This is a genomic window from Flavobacterium sp. (assembly GCF_044348915.1).
Taxonomy (GTDB): Bacteria; Bacteroidota; Bacteroidia; order Flavobacteriales; family Flavobacteriaceae; genus Flavobacterium.
The window spans coordinates 1-11,558 of sequence record NZ_JBIKRX010000085.1 but is presented as its reverse complement, the minus strand read 5'-3'; the positions used below and the strand labels follow the sequence as shown (position 1 = coordinate 11,558).

The 11,558-nt window shown below is 35.4% G+C and carries 10 protein-coding genes; 3 read left to right on the top strand and 7 right to left on the bottom strand.

The window, feature by feature from the left end:
* Positions 1 to 247: 247 nt before the first annotated feature.
* The 3 genes from ACIQ1E_RS11990 to ACIQ1E_RS11980 all read left to right on the top strand — a co-directional run bounded on the left by ACIQ1E_RS11990 (position 248) and on the right by ACIQ1E_RS11980 (position 3,545).
* Positions 248 to 478 carry a DUF433 domain-containing protein gene (locus tag ACIQ1E_RS11990; protein WP_396171542.1) on the top strand — a complete coding sequence of 77 codons (231 nt, stop codon included), beginning with the start codon at positions 248 to 250 and terminating at the stop codon, positions 476 to 478.
* Positions 475 to 825, top strand: a complete 351-nt coding sequence (locus tag ACIQ1E_RS11985) for a DUF5615 family PIN-like protein (RefSeq protein ID WP_396171541.1) — start codon at positions 475 to 477, stop codon at positions 823 to 825. Before ACIQ1E_RS11990 ends, ACIQ1E_RS11985 begins: the two co-directional genes overlap by 4 nt.
* 212 nt (positions 826 to 1,037) lie before the next feature.
* Entirely contained in the window at positions 1,038 to 3,545 is a 2,508-nt protein-coding gene (locus tag ACIQ1E_RS11980; protein ID WP_396171540.1) for a M14 family zinc carboxypeptidase, read from the top strand.
* A gap of 60 nt (positions 3,546 to 3,605) precedes the next feature.
* Here ACIQ1E_RS11980 and ACIQ1E_RS11975 read toward each other — a convergent pair whose 3' ends face one another.
* The 7 genes from ACIQ1E_RS11975 to ACIQ1E_RS11945 all read right to left on the bottom strand — a co-directional run bounded on the left by ACIQ1E_RS11975 (position 3,606) and on the right by ACIQ1E_RS11945 (position 11,371).
* Positions 3,606 to 4,538, bottom strand: coding sequence for a glycerophosphodiester phosphodiesterase family protein (locus ACIQ1E_RS11975; RefSeq protein ID WP_396171539.1), 933 nt, complete (start codon positions 4,536 to 4,538; stop codon positions 3,606 to 3,608).
* 306 nt (positions 4,539 to 4,844) lie between these two features.
* A complete protein-coding gene (locus tag ACIQ1E_RS11970) occupies positions 4,845 to 6,113 on the bottom strand; it encodes an alginate export family protein (RefSeq protein WP_396171538.1) in 1,269 nt (422 codons plus the stop codon).
* 210 nt (positions 6,114 to 6,323) lie between these two features.
* Positions 6,324 to 7,112: a cytochrome c biogenesis protein CcsA gene (gene ccsA / locus ACIQ1E_RS11965; protein WP_396171537.1), complete on the bottom strand. Its 789-nt coding sequence runs from the start codon at positions 7,110 to 7,112 to the stop codon at positions 6,324 to 6,326.
* Positions 7,105 to 8,340: a cytochrome c biogenesis protein ResB gene (locus ACIQ1E_RS11960; RefSeq protein ID WP_396171536.1), complete on the bottom strand. Its 1,236-nt coding sequence runs from the start codon at positions 8,338 to 8,340 to the stop codon at positions 7,105 to 7,107. The genes ccsA and ACIQ1E_RS11960 overlap by 8 nt, the downstream gene beginning before the upstream one ends.
* The gene (nrfA, locus tag ACIQ1E_RS11955) at positions 8,330 to 9,832 is read right to left on the bottom strand and encodes an ammonia-forming cytochrome c nitrite reductase (RefSeq protein WP_396171535.1); all 1,503 of its coding nucleotides are present in this window, start codon (positions 9,830 to 9,832) and stop codon (positions 8,330 to 8,332) included. The genes ACIQ1E_RS11960 and nrfA overlap by 11 nt, the downstream gene beginning before the upstream one ends.
* A 21-nt stretch (positions 9,833 to 9,853) precedes the next feature.
* Complete coding sequence (gene nrfH, locus ACIQ1E_RS11950) at positions 9,854 to 10,456, bottom strand: cytochrome c nitrite reductase small subunit (RefSeq protein WP_396171534.1); 603 nt, start codon at positions 10,454 to 10,456, stop codon at positions 9,854 to 9,856.
* Between the two features lie 480 nt (positions 10,457 to 10,936).
* On the bottom strand, positions 10,937 to 11,371 hold the full coding sequence (locus tag ACIQ1E_RS11945; RefSeq protein ID WP_396171533.1) for an RrF2 family transcriptional regulator: 435 nt from the start codon (positions 11,369 to 11,371) through the stop codon (positions 10,937 to 10,939).
* Between the last annotated feature and the right edge of the window lie 187 nt (positions 11,372 to 11,558).

Sequence of the window (11,558 nt, the reverse complement as noted above, 5' to 3'; positions counted from 1 at the left end):
GCAGCACAAAACTTTGCTAAAATACGCTCAGTCATTGATACAACTATAAAAAATGGCCTAAATGTATTGGAAGCATTGGTAATAATAGCTAAATTTGAGTTTGAATTATAAACTGATTAGTTACAATAGTTCTAATTCGTGTTTATTAGTGTAATTCGTGGCGGAAACTTTTAAAAGCGAATGCCCTGTTCGAAAGCAGATTTTTTTGTTTAAATCATTTTCTTTACATTTGAATAAAATTAAATCCATGGAAAATCTAATTTCTAGAATAACAATAAATCCTGATGTTTGTCACGGCAAACCAACAGTGAGAAATATGCGTTACCCAGTAGAAATGATTTTAGATTTGTTATCCTCAGGAATGACATTTCAAGAAATGATTGAAGACTATCCAGCCCTTGAAAATGAGGATATTTTAGCATGTTTGGCATATGCTTCAAAACTTACCGATGTTAAAATATTAAGTAAAGTTGCATGAAATTTGTTGTAGATGCTCAGTTGCCGTATGGGTTAAAACTTTTTTTAAAAGACAGCGGCTATGACGCTATTCATACCGATGACATGCCAAACAAGGAAAAAACTTCTGACTCAGAAATAATCAATATATCCGAATTAGAAGATAGAATTATCATCACTAAAGACAAAGATTTTCTTGATGGTTATTTACTTTTTAACAAACCTAAAAAATTACTTTTAATAACCTCAGGGAATATAAAAAACAAAGAATTCTTTTTTCTTTTTAAAAACAATTTCAAAACAGTAATTGAACTGCTTTCTAAACATTCTTTAATTGAATTAAACAGTTTTGAAATAACCGGAAAATAAATAGGAGTTTAAAATTTGAATCTCCTTTTCTTTTGAATTTACCACTTGTATCATTCACGATTTGCAAATTAATAAGATTATTTTTTAACTTATTTTCAGAATAAAAACCTACATAGTAAATTTTTCTGGAGATTTGTTACTATTTATTGCATTTTTTAGGTCAATATAAAGTTAATAAGTATTTTTGGCACGTTCCTAATTCAAACTCCATTATGAAAAAATATTGCTTTACATTACTAGTTTTAGTATCCATATTTAATACACTTACTGCACAACTCAAAAGCCCATCCGATTTTATTCCAGACTACGGCAAACAAATCACTTATTATCATCAAGTTGAAAACTATTTCAATTATTTAGCAACCGAATCTAAACTCATCAAAAAGCAAAAATATGGCATTACTGCCGAGCAGCGAGATTTGAATTTATTTTTCATTTCGACGCCAGAAAACTTGGCGAATTTGGAACAAATCCGAAACAACAACCTAGCAGCTATCGGAATGTCAAATGCTAAAACAGGAAATATTGAAGACAAAGTCATCGTTTGGTTGAGCTTCAATGTTCACGGAAATGAATTTGCAGGCACCGAAAGTGCTATGACTGTAGCTTATGAACTGTTGAACCCAACCAATGAAACTACAAAAGCTTGGTTAAAAAATACCGTCGTCATTTTAGATCCTTGTATCAATCCTGATGGATATTCCCGATACGGAAACTGGTTGCGTGAGATTTCAGGCAAGAAAACCCATCCCGGCTTGTACGACAGAGAACACATGGAAGTTTGGCCAGGCGGAAGATACAACCATTATATATTTGATTTAAACAGAGATTGGGCTTGGCAAACACAAGCGGAAACGCAACAACGTATCGCTATGTATTACCAATGGATGCCACAAGTTCATACTGATGTTCACGAAATGGGTTATGAATCTCCTTATTTTTTTCCTCCATCGGCTGAACCGTTGCACGAATATATAGAGCAATACCAAAAAGATTTTCATACAACTTTGGGAAAAAACATTTCAGCCAAATTTGACAAACAAAACTGGATGTACAATACTCGCGAACGCTTCGATTTATTTTACCCAAGTTATGGTGACACCTACCCTACTTATAATGGTGCAGTTGGAATGACATTGGAACAAGGAGGAATAGGGGCTGGTAGAGAAATCACTATGAAAAATGGCTCCAATGTAACCATTAAAGACCGTTTGACTCATCACGCGACTGCCGTATTAACAATTGTAGAAAGCGCGTCAGCACAAAAAGAGGCACTTGTAAAAGGGTTTAGAGATTTTAACAACAATGCTCGTAAGACCGCTAAAGGAACATACAAAACCTATGTAATGAAGAGCAACCCGAAATTAGAACAAATGGCAGTTTTATTGAAGAAAAACAATATCGAATATGCGTATGCTGATGCTACTTCCAATGAATCTGGTTTTCATTATCAATCGAAAAAGAATAAAAATTTCAAAATCGAGCCCAATGATTTGATTATAAAAACAGATCAACCTAGAGCTGTTTTGACCCAAGTTCTTTTTGAACCCAATCACAAATTAAATGACAGTTTATCGTATGACATTACCGCTTGGGCAATACCGCTTGCTTATGGAGTAGAGGCTTATGCTGTGAAAAATAATATAAAAATCAAGACCAAACCAACTATTGAAGTGGCAGTAATGAAGGTTCCAGAAACCGTTTATGCATTTCATATTCCGTGGAATAATAGAACCTCAGCCCAAGTTGTTTCTGCACTACATCAAGCAGGCCTAAAAGTAAGATCGGCAATGAAAAAAGCTGTTTTTGGCGATATTACTATTGCTCCCGGAGGATTAATTGTGAGTAAAGCCGATAATCCAAAAACCGTAGATTTTGAAAAAACGGTTAGCGAAATTGTCAAAATCAAAACTGATTATAATTACATTTCAACCGGATTCTCGACCAATTCAAAAGATTTGGGTGGCGAAAATTTCGAATTACTAAAAGCTCCAAAAATACTTCTATTGTCTGGAAAAGGAGTCAGTTCAACCGAGTTTGGAGCTACTTGGTTTTATCTCGATGAAACTATCAATTATCCAGTAAGTATTGTAGAAACCGCTAATTTCAGCAGGGTGAAATTATACAACTACAACACTCTCATTTTGGCAGACGGTTATTACGATCTTTCAAATGACCAAAAAACACAAATGGATGCCTGGATCAAAAACGGCGGAAAAGTAATCGCCATGAACGCAGCAATTTCATTATTTGAAGACAGAGAAGGCTACGCCTTAAGTCCATTTGCAACTAAAGAAGACAAAGAAAAACAAGAGAAAGACGATAAAGAATTGGAATTGAAAAAACGTTTCCTAGATTTCGAAGGTTCAGAACGTAGAGCCATTTCGGGTTCCATTCCTGGGGCAATTATCGAAAACAAAATAGACAAAACTTACCCAATGGCGTTCGGACTAGGCGATTCCTATTACAGCCTTAAAACCGGTGAGAACTGCTATCCGTTGTTGAAAAAATCGATTAATGTGGCTTACGTCCCAAAGGAGTATTTAAGCTATGGATTTGTTGGTCACGAGATGAAGAAAAAACTAACAGAAACAGTAAGTTATGCTGTTGACAAAAAAGGCGAGGGATCTGTTATTTATATGGTTGACAATCCATTATTTAGAGGTTTCTGGGAAAACGGAATCTTGCTGTTTAGCAATGCTTTGTTCTTGGTGAATTAGTTTATAGACTTTGGGGTTTAATAATAAAAAAGGAGTTTTGTAATGAAACTCCTTTTTTATTTATTGTACTTGCTGAATTTTAATATGTTTCGATTTCAGCTTTTTATCATCGGCATACATCATCAATTGAATTCCCGCTTCGATGTGCCTGTCAGACGAAAGGACATTGGCTCCGTTTTCGATCAATTTATAATACAAAACATCTCCATTGGTAGCAGCACTTTTATCAATATTCCCCATTGTCCCAAGGATACAGGCTATTTTACGGCTATGCAAATATTCATACACTTCTGGTTTTGGTTCTGAAACACCTACAAAAGCAATCATTTTATCGGCTTTAACCCCAAGATTTTCCATACGTACTACATCTTCTTTTCCACGAGCTGAGACAGAAATCATTAAATCGGGAGCCAACTTCGCTACTTCGGCCGCTTGATTGGCGTTATAGGTAATAATCACCGAATACGCCTCCGCTTTGTTTCTGCGAACGGCATCAATAATCATTTGCATTGGAACTCCTTTCTTGACATCGAGATTGTAAACTACCTTGTCTTTTCCCCATTTCAACACTTCGTCCAAAGTTTCAATTTTGTATGGCGTTTTGTTACCGTCGTTGTCTTCTAAATACAATTGTTGTAATTCTTGATAAGTATAATTCTCAATTTTACCTGTTCCCGTGGTCGTTCTGTCTAATGTATTGTCGTGCATCATAACCAAAACCGAATCCTTGCTCAAGGCAATGTCAGTTTCGACAATGGTGGGATTGTATTTTATGGAATTGGCAAATGTTGCGGTACAATTCTCAGGAAAACCCTTCACCGGGCCGCCACGATGGGCACTTACTAATGGAATAGCGTTCTTGGAATAACTCAAAAACCGATGCAATTCTTTAGTGGTTTTGAATTGCAATAGATATTCTTTTTGTTGCGCAAAGCTGTTTAAAAAAACAAGTATCATAAGGCTTGAAAGAAAACTTCTTATTGTAGTAGACATTATGTTTTGTTTTAGCCTACAAAAGTAGGTAATTCGAATGTTGAAATAAAACAATTAAACTTTGATTAACTTTTAGCACTACTAAAATTTTAGAATTAAGATTAAACCGTCTAAAAACAATTGATCTAACAACAAAAAAGACCATTAAAATAACCCAAAAAAAAGACTGAGATATAAATACCACAGCCTTTCGGTTGAATTAGTAAATTACAACATAAGAATTCACGAATAAAAAACAATTTGATTAAGTTTTAAAAAACCTCGTCAATCATTAGTTTTTACAGACTCAAACTTTGCATACTTAACCTATTTTTTGGTTGAAAAGATTTGTGGATTGAAGTTTACCATCAAATACGCCCAGTTATTTGTGATGTCGTTTAATCCCGTCCCTCCCTTTAGTGCTACCATTGAATCCGAGGCAAACATTTGTGAATATCCAGCAGTCAATGTAATATCTTTATACACTTTGTAAACCGCGGTTAAATCGATCTCCGTCCCTAGGTAAGAATCTTGTTCCACTCCACCAGAAATAATTTTGTTTGGAGCTGAGAAAAAGTGTGGCGCAAATGATATATTCACCTTTTTGATTGGAAAATCCAGTTTTAATGAAAGATCATTTAAACCAACAGAATTGGCGTGATTCCCAACATAGAAATAATCCATAAAACCATTGAAAGCGTGGTTAGTACCAAAAATTGGAGAAAATGATTTCACCATAGTTGATGAAGAACCTTGATCTTTTCCAGATAAGAATTCATACCCTACAGTTGCTTTAAATTTTGGCGAAAACACATATCCTAAATTCACTGCTGTTTCCCAAGCTGAAACCGTACTTTGACCTATTTTACCAGTTTGTCCGTAGAGACTGAAATCTAAAACAATTGTTTTTCCTTCGTATTTAGCAAAAGTTCCAAAAGTTTGAAAATAGCTTCTTTCAACTTCAATAGCTGTTTTCAGGTACTCTTTTCCAACATTCATAACCAATAAACTAACTCCCAACTTATTAATATTGGTATGATACCAAGCATATTGCATATCCTTAAAAACATCTGTAGTATAAGGTGCCACTGGAGCAACTTTCGCTTCAGAATCGGCATTGAGAGCAAATCCTAAATCCAATTGGCTGTTTTTTCCTTTATATTTGATTAAAGCGGCATCAAAACTACGGCCTTGATTTGCCCAATCCAATCCTCCTATAATCCTTTGATTGTCATAGGACAAAGGTTGACGTCCTACCTTTGTACTCCATTTGTCCACGAAACTGTATTCCGCCCAAGCTTCGAATGCAGCTACTCCGTTTTTGCTAGAAAAGGATGTGGTAGCAGCGTCTCCCCAAGTATGAACATTTTGCAGCGCTAATTTAACTTTCAATTTAGAGTCATTGTAATTAAAATTTACTCTTGCACGTTGTCCGATGAAAGAAGTATGTTCTGTGGTTGGTGTCAATAAAGTCCCAAATCCATTCAAGTACTCGTAACGAGGTCTAATTTGCAAATCGGAACTGAATTCTTGTGCATATGCAGTACCCGCGAAAAGTCCCAGTAGGGATAAATAAATTGTTCTTGTTAATTTCATAATAATTTTGTTTTTAGTTTGGTGGATTATCGTTGTTTAAACAACCTCATCCTTGTTTTAATTTAGTTATTGTATTTATTAATTTTGGATGTAAAAAAATTCTATTTTTTTCTTGCTTTATAACTACCTCTTTTTTGTTGTAAAAATTGAATAAAAAAAGAGATAATATTGTTTTAAACGGTTAGAGTAATGCTAAATCATATCATATAATTAATTAGAATTGGTGTAAGTGTGAACGCTGTTTTGGGCAGTTGGGAGATAGTTTACACCAAACCAACAAATCAACAGAATCAGAAAAGCAGAAGCCAACAAATACATCGCTCGCTTGTCCTCTTTTGGATGATAAAATCGATAATGTATGTATAAAATATAGCCTGTCCAAGTTAGGAAAGCCCAAGTTTCTTTGGGATCCCAAGTCCAATAATGTCCCCAAGCTTCTTTGGCCCATAAAGCCCCAAATAATAATCCTAGCGTAAGAAAGGCCGTGCCGATATACACCAAATTATCCGCCAATTGCAGTCCATTTTTCGATGGGACAACTAATTCTTTGACAGCAACAATACAGGAAACACCAAGCGCGGCATACGAAAAAAGGTAAACAATCACGTGCGGCACAAACCAAGGACTTTGCAAGGCAGGCATCAAAGTCTGGGAATACATATCTGGATTCAAAAAATTGAGGGTCAAGAATAAAAATGCCATTCCAATGGTATAGAATACGATCCAAACATATTTCCATCTCCAATAAAAAACCATTCCTATTATCGGTAAAAACAAGGCATACCATAGTCTGGTTTCGCCTAAAGTACGCATCGGAGGTCTATTTAAAGCTTGCCACAAATAGAACACAAAGGAAGCGATAACCAGAATAGCAATCACATTTAGCACTAACGCTGTTGTCAAAAAAAGTCTATTCCCTTTCAATGAAAGAAAAAGAAAAACAACGGCTAGTAGCCATATAATGCTGCTAATTATATAAAACGAATTATAATCAATCATTGCGTTTAGGTTTTACATTGCCAATAAAGAATAGATAAATTGCTCCTGCAATCATCATAAAAACACCCAAATAAACTACAGGCAACCAAGGATCTTTAACCAATTCTATGGTCGAAGTTGGAGAATACTTACCAAAACGTTCGTCATAACTGAGCTGATACAGTTTCCAACCCATCACTTCAAAAGGTTTGTTTACTTCTAAAACAGTGTTGTACTCTTCTTTATCAATTGTAAATACTTTTATTTTCGAGCTGAATTTCTTCGGTTCTGGTTTGGTCAACACTAAATATTGTCTGTTTTCTAAACCTAAATATTGCTGATCATACAAAAAGGTTCCTGATGCCAACCAGCCTTCGCTTTTAAACCCAGTTTTTGCATTCGACACTTTCACATAAACTGCTGGTGTTGCCCCTTCTTGATTGACAGGACGATAACTTTTATCGAATTTTACAGCTTCGGCCAAGTAATCAACCACTTCTACCGTATAGCCATCTTCTAATTCCACTTTAAGTCCTTTTTTTACTAAAAAGAGATTCTTCCCTTTTTTAGTAAGCAAACTACCTGAATGATTGATAATAGCCAATTTGGGAGGAAATTCTTCCATAACAAAATCCTCTAAAACTAGGGCAATTGGCATTTCGACAGGTTTGTTATTGGCATCATTGGCAACCCAAGAAATTTTATTTTCTTTGAGTTCCATCGTGTAGCGAATTAAATCACCTGAGCCAAAAACCCCAGCATTCAAGGCGATGTACAAACCTAAATGATTAGCAAGAAATCCTAGATTAGAAAGAATACCTAATGAGATTCTTTTGATGCTTATCATTAACAAACAAGTAGAAAAAAAGAAAATTGCCAATAAAAAATACCAAGTTTGAGTAATTTTATTTAAACCCAAAATATTGATAATTGGGTTATTATTTTCTAAAGTTTGAGGAATCGTGCCAATAAGCATCGTTAAAAACAACACCATAATTATGGCTACCATCGAGGCTGGCACCTTGGTAATCCATCGAATTAGTGTTGTTCCTTTAAAAAAGATAAAACTAAAAACGCAAAGAACAATATGGATGCTAAAAACAATAAAATTGAAAGGCCAATGTAGATTAATATTCACTTTATTGCCAATTAGGATTTGCAACGCAAATCCTAATACTAGCAATATAAGTCCGAAGATGAAAGATTCTTTATAACCCCATAAACCTTCTTTAACTGTTTTATTTTCCATACTTGCTTTCTCTCGCTTTGGCTTTAGCGTCCCAAGTTGGAAGAATTTCTTTTTTCCATTTTGCTTTATCGGCTCTTAGTTTTTCCATATTCAAACCGATGAAAGCTTGCGCTTTGGCTTTTGTAGAAATATCAGGCATTGCCACCGGAGTTTTTTGTCCCAAACTAGCCAACAATCTAGCCAATTTAACACGTGCATCTAGAGCAACAGCAAGTCCTGAGGAAACAGTTCTACCAATTTCGACCGGCGCGTGAAATGAAGCTCCGTGTCCTGCAGTGGCATAATCCCAACGCCATTGTGCGTGACGAATGTCTAATAAAATATCTTTCATTTGCGCTTCAGTAGCACCTAATTTCCAAGCTGCTCCAGCCTCGATATGAGCTCTCACTAAGTTGTCTTCTAACAAGATTACATTCTCTCTGATGCTCTTTTGTCGAGTATAAACATCCTCTATCAAAGAGTTCGCATCATCTCTGTGACAAACTTGACATGAATTTTGAACATTGTTCAATGGTGATTGAATGTGATGATCTGTAAATTTAGTTCCTCCCTGAGTTTTGTAAGGCATGTGACAGTCGGCACAAGAAACCCCTTTTTTAGCGTGAATTCCTGTAGTATAAGCTTCATAATCTGGATGTTGCGCTTTGATCATTTTGGCTTTACTAATTGGGTGTACCCAATCTTTAAACTCTTTTTCGTCATAATAGCTTTCCACGTTTTCAGCAGTCATCCCTTTTGTCCAAGGAAAAGTCAAATAAGGAACTTTAGGATTTTTTGCATTCTTTTTATCAAAATAATATTCTACGTGACATTGTGCACAAACCAAAGAACGCATTTCATTATGAGTTGCTTTTTTGATATCCTTCCCTTGATTGGCAAAGGCCTCTACCAATGCTGGACGAGTAATAGTAAGGTTCATTGTTTTAGAATCGTGACAATCGGCACAACCAATAGGGTTCACAATTTCAGGTCCCAATTTTTCGAACGAAGTTTTATAAAATTCGGCAACTCCTTTTTCGGCCATATAACGAGGCACGTCAGGGCTCTTGCAAGTCCAGCAAGTTCCTGGCATACCTTTGGCTGTATCTGTTGGATATAAATTACCTGGACGAAGGCTATTTCGAACATCTTTCACCGCATAAGCATGACCTCTACCTTGATTATAGTCTTTCGCGAATCCATATCCTGCCCAAAGCACAACCAATCTAGGATCTTCTTCGAGTTCATCAATCATTGCATTTCCTTTATACATACTTTTGAAAGTAGAATCTTCGGTAGCCATATAACTTTCATATTGCTGCGGAAATTGTTCTCCCCAAACTGCATTTCGAGGATCATTTTCTTTGATGTCCTTTTTTTCTAATCCAGCATAACTAGATTCGTATTTTCGTTCAATAATTGATGTGGCAAGTATACCTAACACAAATACAATAAGGATTGTACCAATAAGGAATGCCCAATTTCTTATGTTTCTTTTTTTAATAGGATCCATTTTTATAATAATTTAGTTGCTTTATTTTTTGTCTGATTTTTCAAATTGTTTGGATAGCCACGAAGGCATTCTTGTATCGCCACCTTCCGATCTTTTACCTAACATAGAGGAGGCTGATAAACTTTTTGTCCTGCCATGTGGCACTTCGCGATGACATTCCCAACATTTTCTATCGGTTCGGTGTACATCATAATCTGCAATCAAACTGGACTGTTTTGGATTTTTCAATTGTCTATCGTGACAACGGATACAATTTTGCTGCACTACTTTTTGACCCGCTTCGTGCATAATTATTGCTTCGGGTTCGGTTCGCGTGGTATATACATAGGAATGATAAAGACCGTCCTTTGCTTTAAAATAATATTTATTAAAAACATTATTGTGTGGAACGTGACAATCATTGCAGCTTGCTCTTTTGGAGTGGGAAGAGGTAAGCCAGGTTGCATACTCGGTATTCATTACATGGCAATTGATACAAGCCTTCGGGTCATCTGACGCATACGAAGCGACATTGGCTATACTCAATAAATAAAGCCCTAACCCAATAATTATTCCGATTAATAATAACACCCCAGGTCTCCATTCAGGTGGCGGATACATTCGTCTAATCCATCTAGCTTTCATATAGATATTTATTGTTTTTTATCGACCTTTCTTTATGCCAATTTGCAAATCAAATTTTATTGCTTTTTCCCACAAGGCATGCTGCACTTGATTTCTATTGCACTTAATTTTTATTGCTAAATTTCTACGCAAAAATAAAAGACAAAAAAGTCTAATAATATGATAAATATCATACTTCAAAAATAAACATATAAAATTGTATGTGATACATTCGACTAAAAGAAGAACCTAGTCTGACAAGGAAAAAGGGAAACAAATAGCAACATCCTAATCATCGTGATGACCTATTGACATTAATAAACTCAAAGGAGTAGTTGTCATTTATTAATCATAATTTCAACGACAGGCATCGTCAAAACATATTTGCGTTTAGCGTAAAAAAAGAAATACCTTGTATATAACAAGGACAATCATTACTATTTAAAAGGGAGGATAAATACAGTATAGGACATGATTATCCGTTGTTAAGTCAAATTTAATTTAGCGCTTTAAAAAGGTTAACCCTTCGCCTAAATCCAACGCCAAAGATTTGACTGATGTGTTTTCAAGCATTTTTCTGAGTTCTTCTCGTACAAATTTGAATTGAGCGTGCAAAGGGCAGGGTTTATCGTCTCCACATTTTTTCATACCCAACCCACAACCATTGTAAATAGCATCTCCATCTATTGCATTAACAACAGAACTTAGCTTTACTTTTTCAAGGTGCTTCTTATCCATAGAGAAACCACCGTGAGGGCCTTTGTCGGAATTGATGATAAAATTTCGCGAAAGCTGTTGCAATATTTTCGAAGTATAAGCCTCAGGAGAATCAATAGCTTTTGCGATTTCTTTTAAACCCACTTTTTTATCCAAAAGAGACTGCTCAGCAATAAAAATTGATGCCCTAATTCCGTATTCACAAGCTTTTGAAAACATTTTTTGACTATTTGATTACAAAGATATAAAATTCATCACTACAGCTTACAGGTAAAAATTTATTTAGGTATAGGCGTTTAGGCCGCCCAAAAACGAAAATAGTATTACCTTTGTCAAATGAGTACAAGGGAGAAATTTATAGGTGTGAATTCAATAACATTTAACAAGCGATTTAAGGAAGATGCAG

What these genes read in the sequence shown, in the direction of transcription:
- ACIQ1E_RS11990 (WP_396171542.1), top strand. Translation starts at nt 248, where the DNA reads ATGGAAAATCTAATTTCTAGAATAACAATAAATCCTGATGTTTGTCAC.
- ACIQ1E_RS11985 (WP_396171541.1), top strand. Translation starts at nt 475, where the DNA reads ATGAAATTTGTTGTAGATGCTCAGTTGCCGTATGGGTTAAAACTTTTT.
- ACIQ1E_RS11980 (WP_396171540.1), top strand. Translation starts at nt 1,038, where the DNA reads ATGAAAAAATATTGCTTTACATTACTAGTTTTAGTATCCATATTTAAT.
- ACIQ1E_RS11975 (WP_396171539.1), bottom strand. Translation starts at nt 4,538, where the DNA reads ATGTCTACTACAATAAGAAGTTTTCTTTCAAGCCTTATGATACTTGTT.
- ACIQ1E_RS11970 (WP_396171538.1), bottom strand. Translation starts at nt 6,113, where the DNA reads ATGAAATTAACAAGAACAATTTATTTATCCCTACTGGGACTTTTCGCG.
- ccsA (WP_396171537.1), bottom strand. Translation starts at nt 7,112, where the DNA reads ATGATTGATTATAATTCGTTTTATATAATTAGCAGCATTATATGGCTA.
- ACIQ1E_RS11960 (WP_396171536.1), bottom strand. Translation starts at nt 8,340, where the DNA reads ATGGAAAATAAAACAGTTAAAGAAGGTTTATGGGGTTATAAAGAATCT.
- nrfA (WP_396171535.1), bottom strand. Translation starts at nt 9,832, where the DNA reads ATGGATCCTATTAAAAAAAGAAACATAAGAAATTGGGCATTCCTTATT.
- nrfH (WP_396171534.1), bottom strand. Translation starts at nt 10,456, where the DNA reads ATGAAAGCTAGATGGATTAGACGAATGTATCCGCCACCTGAATGGAGA.
- ACIQ1E_RS11945 (WP_396171533.1), bottom strand. Translation starts at nt 11,371, where the DNA reads ATGTTTTCAAAAGCTTGTGAATACGGAATTAGGGCATCAATTTTTATT.